General features: G+C 70.5%; 16 protein-coding genes. 10 read left to right on the forward strand and 6 right to left on the reverse strand.

Annotated features, from left to right (window positions below):
- Window positions 1–24: 24 nt before the first annotated feature.
- The 3 genes from MRBLMX7_RS16975 to MRBLMX7_RS16985 are packed head-to-tail and all read right to left on the reverse strand — an operon-like array spanning window position 25 to window position 5818.
- On the reverse strand, window positions 25–3489 hold the full coding sequence (locus tag MRBLMX7_RS16975) for an error-prone DNA polymerase (protein WP_363370283.1): 3465 nt from the start codon (window positions 3487–3489) through the stop codon (window positions 25–27).
- On the reverse strand, window positions 3489–5027 hold the full coding sequence (locus MRBLMX7_RS16980) for a DNA polymerase Y family protein (RefSeq protein WP_363370285.1): 1539 nt from the start codon (window positions 5025–5027) through the stop codon (window positions 3489–3491). The genes MRBLMX7_RS16975 and MRBLMX7_RS16980 overlap by 1 nt, the downstream gene beginning before the upstream one ends.
- A gap of 14 nt (window positions 5028–5041) precedes the next feature.
- Window positions 5042–5818, reverse strand: coding sequence for a hypothetical protein (locus MRBLMX7_RS16985; RefSeq protein WP_363370287.1), 777 nt, complete (start codon window positions 5816–5818; stop codon window positions 5042–5044).
- Window positions 5819–5932: 114 nt separating this feature from the next.
- Between MRBLMX7_RS16985 and MRBLMX7_RS16990 the strand changes: the two genes are divergently transcribed.
- From MRBLMX7_RS16990 to MRBLMX7_RS17015, 6 genes are all read left to right on the forward strand, one after another.
- Window positions 5933–6223, forward strand: a complete 291-nt coding sequence (locus MRBLMX7_RS16990; protein ID WP_050723708.1) for a DUF1905 domain-containing protein — start codon at window positions 5933–5935, stop codon at window positions 6221–6223.
- A 70-nt stretch (window positions 6224–6293) separates the two neighbouring features.
- Complete coding sequence (locus MRBLMX7_RS16995; RefSeq protein WP_363370289.1) at window positions 6294–6764, forward strand: A24 family peptidase; 471 nt, start codon at window positions 6294–6296, stop codon at window positions 6762–6764.
- A 34-nt stretch (window positions 6765–6798) separates the two neighbouring features.
- The gene (locus tag MRBLMX7_RS17000; protein ID WP_050723710.1) at window positions 6799–7014 is read left to right on the forward strand and encodes a hypothetical protein; all 216 of its coding nucleotides are present in this window, start codon (window positions 6799–6801) and stop codon (window positions 7012–7014) included.
- On the forward strand, window positions 7007–7651 hold the full coding sequence (locus MRBLMX7_RS17005) for a CYTH domain-containing protein (RefSeq protein WP_363370292.1): 645 nt from the start codon (window positions 7007–7009) through the stop codon (window positions 7649–7651). Before MRBLMX7_RS17000 ends, MRBLMX7_RS17005 begins: the two co-directional genes overlap by 8 nt.
- A 51-nt stretch (window positions 7652–7702) precedes the next feature.
- Window positions 7703–8854 (forward strand): type III polyketide synthase, encoded by a 1152-nt coding sequence (locus MRBLMX7_RS17010; protein ID WP_363370294.1) that lies wholly within the window; start codon window positions 7703–7705, stop codon window positions 8852–8854.
- Window positions 8851–9567, forward strand: coding sequence for a methyltransferase domain-containing protein (locus MRBLMX7_RS17015; RefSeq protein ID WP_363370296.1), 717 nt, complete (start codon window positions 8851–8853; stop codon window positions 9565–9567). Before MRBLMX7_RS17010 ends, MRBLMX7_RS17015 begins: the two co-directional genes overlap by 4 nt.
- A gap of 66 nt (window positions 9568–9633) precedes the next feature.
- On the opposite strand, the gene lpdA is transcribed toward MRBLMX7_RS17015, so the two are convergent.
- Together lpdA and MRBLMX7_RS17025 are read right to left on the reverse strand one after the other, a co-directional pair.
- A complete protein-coding gene (gene lpdA / locus MRBLMX7_RS17020) occupies window positions 9634–11031 on the reverse strand; it encodes a dihydrolipoyl dehydrogenase (protein WP_050723714.1) in 1398 nt (465 codons plus the stop codon).
- 9 nt (window positions 11032–11040) lie between these two features.
- A complete protein-coding gene (locus tag MRBLMX7_RS17025) occupies window positions 11041–11715 on the reverse strand; it encodes a copper resistance CopC family protein (RefSeq protein ID WP_363370298.1) in 675 nt (224 codons plus the stop codon).
- Window positions 11716–11814: 99 nt separating this feature from the next.
- On the opposite strand from MRBLMX7_RS17025, the gene MRBLMX7_RS17030 reads away from it, so the two are divergent.
- The 3 genes from MRBLMX7_RS17030 (at window position 11815) to MRBLMX7_RS17040 (ending at window position 13630) form a co-directional block, all read left to right on the forward strand.
- Window positions 11815–12300 (forward strand): FHA domain-containing protein, encoded by a 486-nt coding sequence (locus MRBLMX7_RS17030; protein WP_152926228.1) that lies wholly within the window; start codon window positions 11815–11817, stop codon window positions 12298–12300.
- Window positions 12300–12986, forward strand: coding sequence for a MerR family transcriptional regulator (locus MRBLMX7_RS17035; protein WP_050723716.1), 687 nt, complete (start codon window positions 12300–12302; stop codon window positions 12984–12986). The genes MRBLMX7_RS17030 and MRBLMX7_RS17035 overlap by 1 nt, the downstream gene beginning before the upstream one ends.
- A 98-nt stretch (window positions 12987–13084) precedes the next feature.
- Window positions 13085–13630, forward strand: coding sequence for a MerR family transcriptional regulator (locus tag MRBLMX7_RS17040; RefSeq protein WP_050723717.1), 546 nt, complete (start codon window positions 13085–13087; stop codon window positions 13628–13630).
- A gap of 87 nt (window positions 13631–13717) precedes the next feature.
- Here MRBLMX7_RS17040 and MRBLMX7_RS17045 read toward each other — a convergent pair whose 3' ends face one another.
- Entirely contained in the window at window positions 13718–14530 is an 813-nt protein-coding gene (locus tag MRBLMX7_RS17045; RefSeq protein WP_050723866.1) for a ParA family protein, read from the reverse strand.
- Window positions 14531–14623: 93 nt separating this feature from the next.
- Between MRBLMX7_RS17045 and MRBLMX7_RS17050 the strand changes: the two genes are divergently transcribed.
- The gene (locus MRBLMX7_RS17050) at window positions 14624–18031 is read left to right on the forward strand and encodes a pyruvate carboxylase (protein ID WP_363370302.1); all 3408 of its coding nucleotides are present in this window, start codon (window positions 14624–14626) and stop codon (window positions 18029–18031) included.
- Window positions 18032–18080 lie beyond the last annotated feature (49 nt).

Raw genomic sequence — 18080 nt, forward strand, 5'->3', positions numbered from 1 at the left:
GATGCTCCCCGTGGCGCGGACCCGTCACCGGAAGTCGCGCGAGCGATGCGCGACCCCCGTGCGGAGATCCTCGAACGCATCGGCGAGGATGTTGATGACGCCCTCGGGGGAGCGCTCCAGGATGCCGCGGATGATCAGCGCCGGAGAGTCTCGCGCCACCCGGCGATAGCGCCCCCACACCCCGGTCGAGCAGATCACGTTGACCAGTCCGCTCTCGTCCTCGAGGTTGAGGAACGTCACGCCCGCCGCCGTGGCCGGGCGCTGCCGATGCGTCACGAGCCCGGCGACCTCGACCCGCCGTCCTGTCTCGTGCCCCTGCAGGTCGCGGGACGAGAGCACGCCCCGGTCGCTCAGCGCCGCACGGAAGTGCGCCATCGGATGGTCATCGGTCGAGACGCCCGTCGCCCAGAGATCGGCGGAGAGGCGCTCGTAGCTGGACTGGTCGGCGAACAGGGGCGGCTGCACCGCGACCGTCGTGCCCGGCAGGTACCGGGAGCGGTCGTCGGCCGCAGCCCCCGCGAGCCACATCGCCTCCCGCCGCTGCAGCCCGAGGCACTCGAACGCGCCGGCCGTGGCGAGGGACTCCAGCTGTGCGGCCGTGGCGTCCGTGCGCCGCACCAGGTCGTGCAGGTCGCGATACGGGCCGTGCTTCTCGCGCTCCGCGACGATCCGCTGCGCCAGGGGGAGGCCGATGCCCCGCACGCCGCTCAGGCCCAGACGCACCGCGTATCCGCCGTCGCGACGGTGCGCGGCCGACTCGTCGGGGAGGGAGCGGTCGAAGCGCGGCACCTCCGGCTGATCGTGCTCGGCGCACGAGGCCACACCCGTCGGCATCCGCTCGGTCGAGTCGTCGAGCGGCTCGAGCAGGTCGGTGGCGCCCGAGGCATGCAGGTCAGGGCGCCGCACCTCCACCCCGTGCCGGCGCGCGTCCGAGGTGAGAGTGGAGGGCGAGTAGAACCCCATGGGCTGCGACCGCAGGAGCCCGGCGAGGAAGGCCGCCGGGTAGTGCAGCTTGAGCCAGGAGCTCGCGTAGACGAGGAGGGCGAACGACAACGAGTGCGACTCCGCGAACCCGAAGTTCGAGAACGCCTGGATCTGCGCGTAGATGCGGTCGGACTGATCCTTCGAGAGGCCGCGTCGGGTCATCCCCGCGTAGAGCTTGTCGCGAACCTTCTCGATCTTCTCCAGCCCGCGCTTGGAGCCCATCGCCCGCCGCAGCAGATCGGCCTCATCGGCCGTGCAGTCGCCGATCGCCGTCGCCATCTGGATCAGCTGCTCCTGGAAGATCGGGATGCCGAGCGTGCGCTCCAGGATCGGCTGCAGGTCGCTGTGCGGATAGGGGATGTCGAGCCGCACCGGCTCCTCGCCCCGTGCCGCCCTGGCGCGGTTCTCCTCGTCGAGGGCATCCTTCGCCATCTTGCGGCGGACGAAGGGATGCACGGCCCCGCCCTGGATGGGCCCGGGGCGGATGAGGGCGATCTGGATCGCGAGGTCGTAGAAGCACCGGGGCTGCAACCGGGGGAGCAGACCGATCTGTGCGCGGGACTCCACCTGGAACACGCCGATCGAGTCGGCACGGCACAGCATGTCGTAGACGCCGGGCTCCTCCTTCGGGAGGGTCTCCAGCGTCCACTCCTCACCGGTCGCCTCGCGGATCAGGTCGAAGCAGTGCTGCAGTGCGGCGAGCATCCCCAGGCCCAGCAGGTCGAACTTCACGAGTCCCATCCAGGCCGCGTCGTCCTTGTCCCACTGGATGACCGAGCGGTTCTCCATGCGGGCGTGCTCGACCGGCACGACCTCGCCGACGGGACGGGCCGTGAGCACCATGCCGCCGGAATGGATGCCGAGGTGCCGTGGCGCCTTCAGCAGCTCTCCTGCGTACTCGATCACAGTCGCCGGGATGTCGTGCCCCTCGGCCATCTCCAGGCCGTGGCTCCACCCATCGACCTGCCGCGACCACGCGTCCTGCTGTCCGGGCGAATGCCCGAGCGCCCTGGCCATGTCGCGGATGGCGTTCTTGGGACGGTACTGGATCACGTTCGCGACCTGCGCCGCCCGCTCCCGCCCGTACTCCCGGTACACCCACTGGATGATCTCCTCGCGGCGGTCGGAGTCGAAGTCCACGTCGATGTCCGGCTCCTCCGAGCGCGTGGTCGCGAGGAAGCGCTCGAACGGGAGCCGGTAGAGGATCGGATCGACCGCGGTGATGCCCAGCAGATAGCACACCGCGCTCGCCGCAGCGGATCCGCGACCCTGGCACAGGATGCCGAGGCGTCGCGCCTCCGACACGATGCCGTGCACGATGAGGAAGTAGCCGGGGAAGTCCTTCTCCTCGATCACGTCGAGCTCGCGGTGGATGCGGCGGCGGCCATCGTCGTCCAGTCGCGGGTACTTGGACGGCACGGCCTCCCACACCAGATGCCGCAGCCACGTCATGGGCGTGTGGCCTTCCGGCACCTCCTGACGGGGCAGAGCCGGGCGTGCGCGGCGCAGCGGGAAGGCGGAGGCCCCGGCCAGCTCCAGTCCGTACGAGATCGCCCCGGGGTACCGCCGGAACCGCGCTGCCATCTCGGCGCCGCTGCGCAGATGCGCCCCGCCGTGCGCGGGGAGCCAGCCGTCGAGATCGTCCATGCTCCGCACCGCGCGCACCGCCGCGACCGCCTCGGCCAGGGCGGCGCGATCGGGGGTCGCGTAGTGCACGTTGTTGGTCGCCACCACGGGCAGACGCTGCCGGCGAGCGAGGTCGGCGAGGGCGTCGTTGCGCCGGGTGTCCAGGGGGTCGCCGTGGTCGAACAGCTCGACCGCGACGCGGTCCCGCCCGAACAGGTCGACCAGGCGGCGCAGGGGGGTCGCGGCGTCGCCGGCCTCGAGCCCGCGGCGGACACCGCCCTTGCGGCATCCGGTGAGGATCGTCCAGTGCCCCTCGGCGGTGGCCGCGAGCTCCTCGAGGTCGTAGACCGGGCGGCCCTTCTCTCCGCCGCGCAGATGGGCGGCCGTCATCGCGGCGGAGAGCCGGTGGTAGCCCTCGAGGCCGTCGGCGAGCACGAGCAGGTGGTCTCCCATCGGGTCGGCGGCTCCCCGCTGCGGCGCGTCGAGGCCGATCGACAGCTCGGCTCCGTACACGGTCTGCACGTGCACGTCCATGAGCTCGGCGACCTCGGCGAAGCGGGCGGCGCCGTAGAAGCCGTCGTGATCCGTGAGGGCCAGGGCGGAGAGGCCGAGGCGTTCCGCCTCGGCCAGCAGATCCTCGGGCGACGAGGCCCCGTCGAGGAAGGAGTACGAGGAGTGCGCGTGCAGCTCGGCATAGGGCACGGCATCCTCGGGCCGGGTGACCGTCCTCGGTGGGGTGCGCTTCTTCCGTGTGCTCACCGGCCCCGGGTCCGGGCGGTCGAGCCGGGGCTCGGAGCCGCCGATCGGATACGGCGACTCCTCGCCGCTCAGCGTGCGCTCGAGTTCGCGCCAGGTCTGCGGAGGGTTGTGCCAGCCCATCAGCGGTACCGCCCCTCGGCCCACCACCGGTCGCCGGCCGAGAACACCAGCCAGGCCCGGTCGTGGCCGTCGACGATCTGCAGGCGATGCCCCCGCTTGCCGCCCGTGCTCTCCCAGCGGCGCTCGTGGATCGGCCATGGTCCTGCCCAGGCGCGCACCTCGTCGCCGTCGATCCGTGCGGGGACGGCCGACAGTGCGCCCCGCTCGTCGACGGCCACGGCCTCGCCGCTCGCCGTCTGCACGCCGATCGGCCGCGGGGGACGGAACACCTCGGCCGGCAGCGGGTCGGGCAGGCTGCCGGGCCAGGGGCGGTCGGGGTCGCGCGGCGCGACGCTCCGTTCACCCCAGGGCGTGAGCACCTGGCGGTCGGCGAGCCAGCGCCCGCCCGAGAGCGCCGCGGTCACGACGCCCTGATGTCCCAGCATGGTCTGCACGCGGGAGACGGCGTGGTGCAGGCGCTCGTCGGTGCCGGAACCGAACAGGCCTGGTTGGTGATGGGCGGCGTCGTCGACGGCCACGGGCACGACGCGCACCATCGCGATGCCGCCGAAGGCCCGTGCTTCGTCGACGGGTTCCTTCGCGGATTCGGCGGCGAGGGCCTCGAGCTGCCAGCGCACGCGGTCGACGAGGTCGGCGGCGTCGAAGCAGGTCGGGTGCAGCCAGGTGCGCGAATGCACCCGCCCGTCGTCGTCGGTCAGGTCGATGCGCACCTCGGTGCAGACGACCGAGGCGTCGGCGAGAGCGAGGAGCACCGCATCCGCCGTCTGCCGAACCGCGAACGCCACCTGGTCGGCTCCGGCGAGCGGGGAGTCGAACTCGATCGCACGCACGAGCTCCGGGTCGGGAGGGCGCGCGACGACCGCCCGGGAGTCGGCGCCGGCCGCGAGCGCGTGCAGCCGGGCGCCGCGCTCGCCGAAGCGATCCCGCACCTCGATCTCGTCGAGGGCCGCGAAGTCGCCGAGGGTGCGCACCCCGAGGCGCTCGAGCAGGCCGGTGAGCTGCTCGTCGCGCAGCACCCGCACGGGAAGCGGATGCAGGAACTCCTCGGCGCGCCCGGCCGGGATCACCGTGCAGGGCGCGGGCCCGCGAGCGGCGAGCTCGGCCGTGAACGGGCCGTCGGCGACGCCCACGCGCACCTCGGGGTAGCCGGCCTCGGCGAGGACGCGGATCAGAGCCGCCCCCGCCTCGGCCTCGCCCTCGTGGTAGCGGGCGATGCCGCGGGCGCGGAGCGCGGCGAGTCCTGGGCGCAGCAGCGCGACGCCGGGGGCGTGCCGCTCGATGAGCTGCAGCACGGGGAGGAACGCCCTCTCGTCCGTGGCGGGGTCGTGCGGGAGCACCCGCAGCGACGAGATGCAGCCCTGCGCCTCACGGCGGCGCTGTCCCGCCCGCACGCCGTGCTCGCGCGCCGAGGCCGTGCAGGCGATGACGGTGTTCGCGTGCACGAGAGCGGTCGGCGGATGCGGGGGAGCACCCCCCAGCGCCGCCCGCAGCGGCCAGTCGGGGAACCACAGCACGAGGACCCGGTGAGGAGCGTTCATCCGGCCACCGCCAGTCATCCGGCCACCGCCAGGGAGGGGTACTCCGCCGGGGCGGCATCCGCGACCCGCAGACCGGGCAGCGTGACCAGCTCGGTGGGGGTCTGCTCCGGCACGGCTTCGACGGCTCCGGTGCTGCCGGGTAGGCGCACGTGCACGCTCGACGCCAGCGGGCTGTTCCGCGTCCGCGCGGTCACGGTCGCTGTGGATCCCTCGATCAGTCCCCACCCCTCGCCGATGCCCTGCCACTGCTGGTCGTGCAGGCGGATCGAGCCCTCGCTCTGCGGCCAGGGCCCCGCGGCCTCGGACTCGGCGACGAGCAGGGTGGCGCCGCGATCGCGGAGCCGGGCGCTCAGCCGCGACGCCTCGGCATCGCGGACCCTCCCTCCTGGCTGCAGGGCGATCAGGGGGACGACCTCGGCGAGGGCGGAGGTCACGGCGAGCCAGCGGTCGCCCGGATCGGGGACGAGAATCAGGCGGGGCAACGCGATGCCGAACGCGGCCGCCGCTTCGACGCCGAGTGTCGGCATCCCGACGACCGCGCACCAGAGTCCTTTGCCCGAGGCGGCGCTGAGGAGTGCGAGGACCAGGCTGGGCGAGGAGGAGACGGTGTAGGCGGCGCCGGTCTGCAGGCCCTGTTCGGGCAGCAGGGAGGAGAACGCCGGGTCGAGGGGGAGCAGCGGATGCTCGCTGCGCCGCCGTTGCATACGGCTGATCTCGCGGCGCAGTCGCAGCACCTCTCCGGCGCGGGAGTCGCCCGCCGGAGAGATCGCTGCCATCGCATCCATCGCCATGCCTCCATCTTCGAACGGATATTCTAATAATTCAACTGGAGGAACAACGATAGTTCGAACCTCCGACATCCGCATCGGCACAGCGATGTCGGATGCCGTCGGTACGCTGAGCGCATGAGGATCGAGTTCGAGAGCGTCGTCACCCGGTGGGAGAAGCGCGTCGACGACTGGTTCTTCGCCACGATGCCCGGGGAGATCTCCGTCGAGCTGCGCGAACTGCCGGCGCCTCCGCGCGGCTTCGGCTCGCTGCGGGTGCAGGCGCGGATCGGAGCCTCGATCTGGAACACCTCGATCTTCTTCGACGGCGCCGCCTTCGTGCTCCCGCTCAAGAAGGCCATCCGCACCGCGCAGGACATCTCCGAGGGTGACATCGTGCTCGTCGATCTCGACGTGCTCGACCTCTGACCGTCCCGCCCGGCCCGAGGTTATCCACACCGTCCGATCGACGGTGGCGCAGACCTCCTAGCCTTCCCTCATGGAACCGCGCACCGGGCTCATCGTCCTCGTTCACCTCGCGCTGCTCGTCGTCGCCGCGCGTCTCGTCGTGATCGACGTGCGCACGCACCGCCTACCCGATCGGATCGTCCTGCCGACCCTGGCCGCGCTCCTCGCCCTGATCGCGATCGACGCCCTCGCGGCGCACGACACGGCCCCGCTGCTCCGCGCGAGCGGTGGACTCCTGATGCTCGGTGGGTTCTACGCCGTGCTGCGTCTGCTCAGCCGGAACGGCATGGGCGGGGGAGACGTCAAGCTCGCGGCGGTCATCGGCCTGCTCCTCGGATGGCACGGCTGGCAGGCGCTCGCGATCGGCGCTGCGGCGGCCTTCGTGCTCGGGGCCGTGCACGCGGGCATCCTCCTGCTGCTCCGACGGGCGGATCGGCGCACGCGCATCGCCTTCGGGCCGTGGATGATCGCCGGCGCCGTGCTCGGCATCCTCGTGGCGTGACGAGGATCGATCGAGACCGGGCTATGGTGAGGGGATGGCACTCGCACGACTCCACGGAGGCCCGCTGGACGGGCAGATCATCCCCCTCGACGCCGATGCAGACGACAAGCTGATCGTCCCGTACAGCGAGACGCAGATCGTCTACAACCGTCGCGGCGACGCGCAGAACACGGGCGACTCCGACGGCCCCACCGAGGTGGACTACTGGTACGACGAGTCCCTCGAGGACATCAATCCGGCGGATGACTGAGTCGCACGACGCGGCACGGTCCTCGGTGGAGCCCTCGCGGGTCGTCGAAGTCGAGCGCAAGTACGACGTCGATGCCGACACCCCGCTGCCTGACTGGACCGGCCTGCCCGGGGTCGACGAGGTCTCGGCGGGAGAGCTGCGCGAGCTCGACGCGCGCTACCTCGACACGGGCGACGCCGAGCTCTCCCGCGCCGGGGTCGCTCTGCGGCGACGCACCGGCGGACCGGATGAGGGCTGGCACATCAAGGGGCCGCGCGAGGGGGACGGCCGACTCGAGATCGGCTGGCCGCTGGGCGACGCCGACGTCGTGCCCTCCGCGGTCACCGAGACTCTCGCTCGATGGACGACGGGGGAACTGCTGCCCCTCGCCCGCATCGAGAACAGCCGCACTGCCTTCCACCTCACGGGTCCGGACGGTGTGATCGCCGAGTTCGTCGACGACCACGTCCGCGCCACGGATCTCCGCGCCGACGTCGTACGCGAGTGGCGGGAGTGGGAGTTCGAGCTCGGACCGGCCGCACCCGCGGATGCTGCGGGTCGCGAGGCGCTGTTCGCCGCCGTCGAGCGGGCCGTGTCCGCTGCGGGGGGCCGCGAGGCGTCATCCGGCTCGAAGCTCGCCAGAGCGCTGGGATTCTGAGCGGGGCGCAAGCCCCTTCCTCGGCTCTCCACGGCATGCTTGAGTGACACCATGAGCCGTTCCGTCCTCCTCCGCTCCCTCGAGACGGTGGTCCCCGAGACCGTGATCGCACAGGACGCGGTGCGGGACATCTTCGCGTCGCAGCCCGGCATCGGTCGACTCGCGCAGCGTCTGATCGGCGCATCCTTCAACGAGTCGGGCATCGCCACGCGGCATACCGTGGTCGACGAGCTCGCGTCGTCCGCGCAGGTCGACGAGCCGATGTTCTACGATCGGGCGTCGGGTCTGCTGCTCGCACCCGGAACCAAGGCGCGCAACGACCTCTACACGCGGGAGTCCACCCGGCTCGTCGTCGAGGCCGCACGGCGGACGATCGCGGCGGACCCCGACCTCGACGTGTCCGACATCACGCACGTCATCACGGCATCGTGCACCGGATTCCACGCACCAGGACCCGACTACGAGATCGTGCGCGCCCTGGGCCTCCCGGACTCCGTGCAGCGCTACCACCTGGGGTTCATGGGTTGCTACGCCGCGATGCCCGCGCTGCGCGCCGCCCGCCAGTTCTGCCTCGCCGATCCCGACGCCGTGGTGCTCGTCGCCAGTGTCGAACTGTGCACCCTGCACCTGCGCTCGTCGGACGATCCGGATGTGATCGTCGCCTCCTCGCTGTTCGCCGACGGGGCAGCCGCCGGCATCGTCACCGCGCGCGACCTGAGCACCCGGGTCCAAGCGGTCGCTCTCGACCGCTTCCACACCGCCATCGCTCCCGAGGGCGAGAAGGACATGGCCTGGACGATCGGCGACACGGGTTTCGAGATGGTCCTGTCGACCGCGGTCCCGCACATCATCGGCGAGACGATCCTCGACGCGATCCGTCCGCTGTTCGACGCCGACGAGGAACTGCTCGGCGCGTTCGACGGCGGACGGATCGGCGACGAAGTCGCGCACTGGGCCGTGCACCCAGGCGGACGCGGCATCCTCGATCGCGTGCAGGACCGGCTGCACCTGAGCGACGGTCAGCTCGCTCCCGCGCGGACGGTGCTGCGCGAGTACGGGAACATGTCGAGTGCGACCGTGCTGTTCGTGATCCGCGACATCCTCGCGAGCGGGGCCGCGGACGGCTCGCGTGTGGCGGCCATGGCCTTCGGCCCCGGCCTCACGGCCGAGAGCGCTCTCCTGACGGTCGTAGCCGGCGGATGAAGGTCGACCTGTCGGCGCGGGCGCCCGAGCTCGTCGAGCTCATGGACGACCCCGACGCCGATCTCGCGATGCTCGAGCGCACGTACGACCGATTCCGGCTCGTGAACGCCGCGGTCGCGCGGCCCGGACTGCTGCTTCGGCGCGACATCCTGCCGCGCGCCCGGCGCGGCCCCGTCCGCATCCTGGACGTCGGAGCGGGGGGCGGCGACGTGAGTCGGATGATCGCACGCAGGCTCCGCCGAGACGGACTCGCGGCCGAGGTCACGGCGCTGGACGCCGACGAGAGGGCTGTCCGCTGGGCGAAGGCGAACGACGGGGGAGCGGGAGTGCGCTATCGGCGCGCGCTGGCCGCAGACCTCGTGGCCGAGGAGGAACGATACGACGTGGTGTTCTCCAACCACGTCCTGCATCACCTCGCGGATGCCGAGCGCCAGGAGGTGCTCGAGGACACGCGCCGTCTCGTGAATCCGGGCGGCGTCGTCGTGCACCGCGACATCGCGCGGAGCACCGCCGCGTACGCGCTGTTCGACCTCGGCACCGCGCTGCTCTCGAGGTCGTTCCTGCGCGGCTCGTTCATCCGGGTCGACGGCCTTCTCAGCATCCGCCGCTCGTACACGCCGCGCGAGCTCCGTGCCGTCGCACCGCCGGGTTGGACGGTGCGTGGAGCCCTGCCCGCCCGCCTGGAGCTGCGCTGGGAGGAACCCGCGGGCTGATCGCCGACGAACGGCAGGGATGACGAAGGGCTCGGATGCCGACGCATCCGAGCCCTTCGTACCGCATCAGAAGTTGATCATGTGACCGGCGAGACCGTGGAAGCCCTCCTGCAGGGCCTCCGACAGCGTCGGGTGCGTGTGCACGTTGCGCGCGAGCTCCAGCGCCGTGAGGTCCCACTTCTGCGCGAGCGTGAGCTCGGGAAGCAGCTCCGATACGTCGGGGCCGATCATGTGCGCGCCGATGAGCTCGAGGTGCTCGGCGTCGGCGATGAGCTTCACGAAGCCGACGGGCTCGCCGAGGCCGTGCGCCTTGCCGTTCGCCATGAACGGGAACGTCGCGACCTTGATCTCGCGCCCCTCGTCCTTGGCCTGCTGCTCGGTGAGTCCGAACGACGCGACCTGCGGCGAGCAGAACGTCGCGCGCGGCATCATGCGGTAGTCGCCGAGCGTCTGCGTCTCGGCCTTGCCGATGGTCTCGGCGGCGACGACGGCCTGCGCCTCGGCGACGTGCGCGAGCTGCAGCTTCATCGTCACATCGCCGATCGCGTAGATGCCCTCGACGTTCGTGCGCATGTGGTCGTCGATGTCGATCGCGCCGCGCTCGGTGAGCTTCACGCCGGTCTTGTCGAGACCGAAGCCCTCGACGTTCGGGGCGAAGCCGACCGACATGAGCACCTTGTCGGCCTCGATCGACGACTGCTGGCCGTCCTTGCCGGTGTAGGAGACGGTGACCGACGAGCCGTTGTCGACGACGCTCTCGACCTTGGTGGAGGTGAGGATGTCGACGCCGTAGTTCTTGTACTGCTTCGTGATCTCCTTCGACACGTCTGCGTCCTCGTTGGGGAGGGCGCGGTCGAGGAACTCGATGATCGTGACCTTCACGCCGTAGTTCGTCATGACGTAGGCGAACTCCATGCCGATGGCGCCGGCGCCGACGATGACGATCGACTTCGGCAGCTCACGGCTCATGATCTGCTCTTCGTACGTCACGACGTTGTCGCTGAGCTGCACCCCGGGGAGCAGGCGGACCTTCGAGCCGGTCGCGATGATCGCATTGTCGAAGGTGACCTCTTCGGTCGTGCCGTCGGACTTGGCGACCGAGATGGCCTTGGGGCCCGTGAAGGTGCCGCGGCCGTCGTACTCGGTCACCTTGTTCTTCTTCATCAGGAAGTGGATGCCCTTGACGCGGCCGTCGGCGACGACGCGGCTGCGGTCGAACGCCTTGCCGTAGTCGATCGTGAACTCACCCGAGATGCCGAAGAAGTCGGCCTTGTGGTTCAGCGTGTGCGCGATCTCCGCGTTCTTCAGGAGCGCCTTGGAGGGGATGCAGCCGACGTTGAGGCACACACCGCCCCAGTACTTCTCCTCGATGATCGCGGTGGACAGGCCGAGCTGCGCGCTGCGAACCGCAGCGACGTATCCGCCAGGACCTGCACCAAGGATGACGACGTCGTAGTGTGGCATGCCTTAAGCCTAGCGCTCCGTCGGGGCGTCGGAATCAGAGTCCGGGCCCTCGTCCGCGGCGTCCTCCGTACCGGTGCGCCGCCCCCGAAGGGCGAACGCGATGACCACGGCGACCACGATCACCAGGATGCCGAGGATCGCGAGCAGCCAGATCCAGTTCGACGCCGACGACCCCTCGTCCGGCGTGGCGACCGGGGAGGGGGTGGGCGTCTCCGCGGTGGGGGAGACCGTCTGCGCGGCGCTCGGGGTCGTCGCCGGGGTCTCGACGGGCGGCTCGGTGACGGAGCTGTTCGCGACCGTGAAGGAGAATTCGCCCGAGGTGGGGTGACCGTCGCTCGAGACGATCTTCCAGACCACGCGGTAGGCGCCGGCCGCGGCCTCTGCCACGAGCGGCTGCGTCACGATCGCGCCGTCCACGGTGGCGGGTCCGTCGGTCACGGAGACGCCGGAGGCATCTGTCACGACGACCTCGGTCGCGCCCTCGCCGTCGATCAGCTTGGCGCTGAAAGTGAGAGTGAGGGCGGAGGGCAGCGTGTCGACCGTCCCATCGGCCTCGGGAGAGGAGGCCAGGAGGGAGTCGTGCGCGGATGCCGAGAGGGGTGCGACCAGGATCAGGAACGCCGAGAGAAGGGCTGCGGCGAGGGCGACCGGGGTGGTGGAACGGCGACGGGCTGTGGTTTTCACGTGCCCAGCCTATGGAGTTCCGGTATGCAGCACCTGAGTGCGATCCGGCCTCCCGCGCGGGCGTCCGCATCCGTTAGTCTGGGTTGTCAGGAGGGCACAGTGACAGACAGCGAGAGCCGACCGGCGGAAGACGCCGCGATCCACCGTTCCGGCGAGCAGAGGCACGACGTGACCCAGACGTTCGGGCACGATTCGGATCTTTCCTTCGTGCCGTTCGGCGTGGAGCTCACGGACGTCGAGCAGAGCGCGATCGCCGCACTGCCCGCCGGTTCCGCCCTGCTGCTCGTGCGCTCCGGCGCACTGGCGGGGGCCCGGTACCTCCTCGACACCGACGTGACGACCGTGGGGCGCCACCCCGAGGCCGACATCTTCTTCGACGACGTGACCGTGTCGCGTCGTCACGCCGAGATCACCCGCACCGGATCGTCGTTCGAGATCATCGACCAGCGTTCCCTCAACGGCACGTACGTGAACGGCGAGCGCGTGGACCGCAGCGTGCTGGTCGACGGCTCCGAGCTCCGCGTGGGCAAGTTCCGTCTGAACTTCTTCGTATCCCCGGTCGATCGAGTCTCGGCGAACGGCTGATGGCGGCCGCACCCGCCCGTGAACGCTCAGCGTCCGCGGGCCTTCTGAGCATCGGCCAGGTGCTCGCGAGGCTCACGCCCGAGTTCCCCGATCTCACCTCCAGCAAGTTGCGCTTCCTCGAGGTCCAGGGCATCGTGACGCCCTCACGCACCGAATCCGGGTACCGCAAGTTCTCGGGCTCCGACATCGAGCGACTCCGCCTCGGACTCACCCTGCAGCGGGACCACTACCTGCCGCTCAGCGTGATCAGGGAGCAGCTCGACGAGGCTGAGGCGAGCGGCGAGTCCGCCGCCATCGTGCCGCCGCCCTCGATCACGCCGACCCCTCGCCGCTACCGCCGCGACGAGTTGCTGTCGGCGGCCGGCGCCGGACCGCAGCTCCTCAACGACGCCATCAGCACCGGGGTCATCACGGCCCAGGAGTCGTACGCCGAGGGCACGGTCACGTTGCTGCGCGGCCTGGTCGCCCTCGACCGCCACGGCATCGAGCCGCGACACCTCCGCTCGCTGCGTCAGGGCGCCGATCGCGAGGTCGCGCTCATCGAGTCGGCCATGTCCGCGCTGCTGCGCCGCACGGATGCAGCCTCCCGCGCCAAGGCGAACGAGATGGCGCCCACGCTGGCGGCGAAGATCGACGAAGTGCGTGCGCTGTTCGTCAAGGACGCGCTGAACAGACTGCTTTCGTAACGAACTGATTGCGACACACCTTCACGCTCGCACGGATGTCATTGCCGCTGCCGAGGGCCTGCTCTAGCGTGGAGGTAACAGCCCCGAGGAGGATTCAGATGGATGCGGATGAGCGCGCAGGCGACCCGCGGTTCGTGACCGAACTCCTCTTCACCGACGGCTTACCGGCCATGGACGACGAGGTCGGCTACCGCGGTGCGGTCGCCGCACGCGCGGCGGGCATCACCTACCGTCAGCTCGACTACTGGGCGCGCACCGAACTCGTCGAGCCGACCGTGCGCGGCGCGAGCGGCTCCGGGTCGCAGCGCCTCTACGGCTTCCGTGACATCCTCGTGCTCAAGCTCGTGAAGAGCCTTCTCGACACCGGTATCTCGCTGCAGCAGATCCGCACCGCTGTCGAGGAGCTGCGTCGCGCCGGCATCCGCGATCTGGCCGGCACCACGCTCATGAGCGACGGTGCCTCCGTGTACCTCTGCACGTCGAACGACGAGGTCATCGACCTCGTGAGTCGGGGCCAGGGCGTCTTCGGCATCGCGGTCGGCAAGGTGCTGCGCGAGGTCGAGTCGACTCTCGTCGAGTTCGACCCGACCGCTCCCGATCCCGTCGACGAGCTCAGCGCCCGACGCGCCAAGCGCTCCGCCTGACGGCATCCGCGCCGCTCGGCGGACAACGAGAAACGGCCACCCTCGCGAGAGGATGGCCGTTCTGCTGTGTGTCGACGGTCCGGGTGATCAGGCCTGCGGGCCGGTCTCCGGGACCTGGATGCGCCCGGTGCGGATGATCCGGTCGAGCAGCTGGTCGAAGTCCGCGGCGAGTTCCTGCGCGGAGTCGCCAGGCCAGATGTGCAGAGGCTTCGCCGCGCCCTGCGCCTGCTGCAGCGAGGTGCGCTCCGGCAGCTGCGGCGAGAGCACCAGCGGGCCGAACATGTCGCGGAGCTCCTTGATGCGGAACTGGTGCTCGATCGACTGGGGACGCACGCGGTTCACGACGATGCCGAGCGGCTGCAGACGCGGCGAGAGACCACGGCGGATCTCTTCGATCGCGCGCAGCGCGCGGTCGGCTGCGGCGACGGAGAACAGTCCGGGTTCGGTGACGACCATGACGCGGTCGCTCGCGGCCCATGCGGTGCGGGTGAGCGCGTTGAGGGATGGTGCGCAGTCGATCAGCACGAGGTCGTAGTCGGCCTCGACGGAGGCGAGAGCCTCCTCGAGCTTCCACACGTCGCGGACGCTCGGGTGCGGGCCGTCGAAGTTGATGGCCGACGGGCTGCCGATGAGGACGTCGATCGTTCCCGGGTGGACCTTGGCCCATCCGCTGGAGGTGATCGCCTGACGGACGACCTTCTCCTTCGGGTTCGCCAGGACATCGGCGATGTTGAGCCGTCCGGCTACCTGGATGTCCATTCCGGTGGACACATCCGACTGCGGGTCGAGGTCGACGACGAGCGTGCGAACACCACGGGCGAAGGCCGCGGAGGCCAGTCCGAGAGTCACGGTCGTCTTGCCGACGCCACCCTTGAGAGAGCTGACGCTGAGTACGTGCACGGACACCACGTTACCTTCCCCTAGGCTGGGTGCACACTCAGCCCCGCCCCATGCGTGCCGAAAACGTCGCGCATCGAGCTTTCAGAGGTGTGCATGTTCCAGAAGATCCTGGTGGCCAACCGCGGCGAGATCGCGATCCGAGCCTTCCGTGCGGCATTCGAGGTGGGAGCGAGGACCGTGGCGGTCTTCCCCCACGAGGACAGGGGCTCGGTCCACCGTCTCAAGGCCGACGAGGCCTACGAGATCGGGGAGCGCGGGCATCCCGTGCGTGCGTACCTCGACGTCGACGAGATCATCCGCGTGGCCAAGGAAGCCGGCGCTGATGCGATCTACCCGGGCTACGGCTTCCTCTCCGAGAACCCCGAGCTCGCCGAGAAGGCGGCCGCCAACGGCATCGTCTTCATCGGGCCGCCCGCGAAGGTGCTCGAGATGGCGGGGAACAAGGTCGAGGCCAAGCGGCACGCGATCGAGGCCGGGGTCCCGGTGCTCCGATCGACCGAGGCATCCGACGACGTGGACGCGCTCGTCGCGCAGGCCGAGGAGATCGGCTTCCCGCTCTTCGCGAAGGCCGTCGCGGGCGGCGGCGGACGAGGGATGCGGCGCGTCGAGACCGCCGCCGAGCTCGCTCCCGCCCTCGCCGAGGCCATGCGCGAGGCGGCCAGCGCCTTCGGCGACCCGCGCATGTTCCTCGAGCAGGCGGTCGTACGGCCGCGGCACATCGAAGTGCAGATCCTCGCCGACAAGTCGGGCGAGACCGTGCACCTGTTCGAGCGCGACTGCTCGGTGCAGCGCCGCCATCAGAAGGTCGTGGAGATCGCCCCGGCGCCGAACCTCGACGACGACATCCGCACGGCGCTGCACGGCTACGCGGTCGCCTTCGCGCGGTCGATCGGCTACGAGAACGCCGGGACGGTGGAGTTCCTGCTCGAGACCGCGGGGGAGCGCACCGGCGAGGTCGTGTTCATCGAGATGAACCCGCGCATTCAGGTTGAGCACACCGTGACCGAGGAGGTCACGGACGTCGACCTCGTGCAGAGCCAGATGCGCATCGCCTCCGGACAGACCCTCGCCGAGCTCGGGCTGCAGCAGGAGAACCTGCACGTACGCGGAGCGGCGCTGCAGTGCCGCATCACGACCGAAGACCCGACCCAGGGGTTCCGGCCCGACACCGGCAAGATCACGACGTACCGGTCGCCCGGCGGCGCCGGCATCCGACTCGACGGCGGGACCGTGCACCAGGGCGCGCAGATCAGCCCCCACTTCGACTCCATGCTCGCGAAGCTGACGTGCCGCGGGCGTGACTTCCCCGCCGCCGTGGCCCGAGCCCGACGCGCCCTCGCCGAGTTCCGCATCCGCGGAGTCTCGACCAACATCCCGTTCCTGCAGGCGCTGCTCGAGGACGACGCCTTCATCGCGGGCGACGTGAGCACCTCCTTCATCGACGAGCGTCCCGATCTGTTGCGCGGTCGTGCGTCCAAGGACCGCGGCACGAAGATCCTCAACTGGCTGGTCGACGTGACGGTCAACAAGCCGCACGGCGCGCATACCGGTGTGGTGGATCCGCGCAGCAAGCTCCCGGAGATCGACCTGACGACCGAGCCCGTGGCGGGTTCGCGTCAGCGGCTGCTCGAGCTCGGTCCCGAGGGGTTCGCGCGGAGCCTGCGCGAGCAGAGCGCCCTGGCTATCACCGACACGACGTTCCGCGATGCGCATCAGTCGCTGCTCGCGACACGCGTGCGCACGCGCGACCTCGCGGCGGCGGCGCCCTACATCGCCCGTCTCACCCCCGGACTGCTGTCGGTCGAGGCCTGGGGCGGGGCCACGTACGACGTCGCCCTCCGCTTCCTCGGCGAGGACCCGTGGGAGCGTCTCGACAAACTCCGCGCGGCCCTTCCGAACGTCGCGATCCAGATGCTCCTCCGCGGGCGCAACACGGTCGGCTACACGCCGTACCCGACCGAGGTGACCGAGGCCTTCGTCCAGGAGGCCGCGGCGAGCGGGGTCGACATCTTCCGCATCTTCGACGCCCTGAACGACGTCGAGCAGATGCGACCCGCCATCGAGGCGGTCCGGGCGACGGGAACCGCCGTCGCCGAGGTGGCGCTGTGCTACACGGGTGATCTGCTGAATCCGGCCGAGGACCTCTACACGCTCGACTACTACCTCGACCTCGCCGAGCGGATCGTCGAGGCGGGCGCCCACATCATCGCGATCAAGGACATGGCGGGTCTGCTGCGTCCCGCGGCCGCGGCGAGGCTCGTCACGGCGCTGCGCGAGCGCTTCGACCTGCCCGTGCACCTGCACACCCACGACACCCCCGGCGGTCAGCTCGCGACGCTGCTCGCGGCCAGCGCCGCAGGCGTGGATGCGGTGGATGCGGCATCCGCACCGCTCTCCGGCACGACGAGCCAGCCGTCGCTGTCGTCGCTCGTGGCGGCGCTCGCGCACACCGAGCGCGACAGCGGAATCGACCTCGCCGGGGTCTCCGACCTCGAGCCGTACTGGGAGGCCGTGCGGCGCATGTACGCGCCGTTCGAGTCGGGACTGCCCGGGCCCACGGGGCGCGTGTACCACCATGAGATCCCGGGCGGACAGCTCTCGAACCTGCGCCAGCAAGCGAAGGCGCTCGGCCTCGCCGAGGACTTCGAACTCATCGAGGACATGTACGCGGCCGCGGACCGCATCCTCGGGCGAGTGCCCAAGGTGACGCCCTCGTCGAAGGTCGTCGGCGATCTCGCCCTGCACCTCGCCGCTGTCAAGGCCGACCCGGCCGATTTCGAGGCGAAACCCGAGAAGTACGACGTGCCGGATTCGGTCGTCGGCTTCATGGCCGGTGAGCTCGGCGATCTCCCCGGAGGATGGCCCGAGCCGTTCCGGTCGAAGGTCCTCGCGGGCCGCTCGGTGCGCACGGGCCTCACCGAGATCTCAGCCGAAGACCAGGCAGCCCTCGCCGCGGGCGGCGCGGAGCGTCGCGCGCGCCTCAACACGCTGCTGTTCCCGGCTCCGACGCGCGAGTTCGCGCAGGTCCGTGAACAGTTCGGCGACCTCTCCGTGCTCGACACGAACGACTACCTGTACGGGCTCGTGCAGGGTCAGGAGCACCTGGTCGAGATCGATCGCGGGGTGCAGCTGTACGTCGGCCTGGAAGCGGTGGGCGATGCGGACGAGCGCGGCATGCGCACCGTCATGACCACGCTCAACGGCCAGCTGAGGCCCGTGTTCGTGCGTGATCGGTCGATCGCGGTCGATGCCCACGAGGTCGAGAAGGCCGATACCTCGGTGCCCGGTCAGGTCGCCGCGCCGTTCTCGGGTGTCGTGACGCTCAAGGTCGAGGTCGGCGCGTCCGTGAGCGCCGGAGAGCCGGTCGCGTCGATCGAGGCCATGAAGATGGAGGCGGCGATCACGGCGCCGGTCGCGGGTGTCGTCGAACGCCTTGCGATCGGGGCGACGCAGCAGGTCGACGCGGGCGACCTTTTGGTCGTGATCCGTCCGGCGCACTAATCTTGTGCGGCAGGGCCGCGCTCGACGCAGCGCACCCGAGGCCCGCATG

Source organism: Microbacterium sp. LMX7-1.2 (genome assembly GCF_040675935.1).
Classification (GTDB): domain Bacteria; phylum Actinomycetota; class Actinomycetes; order Actinomycetales; family Microbacteriaceae; genus Microbacterium.

Excerpts from the sequence above, each read along its gene's own strand:
- MRBLMX7_RS16975 (WP_363370283.1), bottom strand. The coding sequence starts at position 3,489 with ATGGGCTGGCACAACCCTCCGCAGACCTGGCGCGAACTCGAGCGCACG.
- MRBLMX7_RS16995 (WP_363370289.1), top strand. The coding sequence starts at position 6,294 with ATGGAACCGCGCACCGGGCTCATCGTCCTCGTTCACCTCGCGCTGCTC.
- MRBLMX7_RS17050 (WP_363370302.1), top strand. The coding sequence starts at position 14,624 with ATGTTCCAGAAGATCCTGGTGGCCAACCGCGGCGAGATCGCGATCCGA.
- MRBLMX7_RS17015 (WP_363370296.1), top strand. The coding sequence starts at position 8,851 with ATGAAGGTCGACCTGTCGGCGCGGGCGCCCGAGCTCGTCGAGCTCATG.
- MRBLMX7_RS17005 (WP_363370292.1), top strand. The coding sequence starts at position 7,007 with ATGACTGAGTCGCACGACGCGGCACGGTCCTCGGTGGAGCCCTCGCGG.
- MRBLMX7_RS17010 (WP_363370294.1), top strand. The coding sequence starts at position 7,703 with ATGAGCCGTTCCGTCCTCCTCCGCTCCCTCGAGACGGTGGTCCCCGAG.
- MRBLMX7_RS16990 (WP_050723708.1), top strand. The coding sequence starts at position 5,933 with ATGAGGATCGAGTTCGAGAGCGTCGTCACCCGGTGGGAGAAGCGCGTC.
- MRBLMX7_RS16980 (WP_363370285.1), bottom strand. The coding sequence starts at position 5,027 with ATGAACGCTCCTCACCGGGTCCTCGTGCTGTGGTTCCCCGACTGGCCG.
- MRBLMX7_RS16985 (WP_363370287.1), bottom strand. The coding sequence starts at position 5,818 with ATGGCGATGGATGCGATGGCAGCGATCTCTCCGGCGGGCGACTCCCGC.
- MRBLMX7_RS17000 (WP_050723710.1), top strand. The coding sequence starts at position 6,799 with ATGGCACTCGCACGACTCCACGGAGGCCCGCTGGACGGGCAGATCATC.
- lpdA (WP_050723714.1), bottom strand. The coding sequence starts at position 11,031 with ATGCCACACTACGACGTCGTCATCCTTGGTGCAGGTCCTGGCGGATAC.
- MRBLMX7_RS17035 (WP_050723716.1), top strand. The coding sequence starts at position 12,300 with ATGGCGGCCGCACCCGCCCGTGAACGCTCAGCGTCCGCGGGCCTTCTG.
- MRBLMX7_RS17040 (WP_050723717.1), top strand. The coding sequence starts at position 13,085 with ATGGATGCGGATGAGCGCGCAGGCGACCCGCGGTTCGTGACCGAACTC.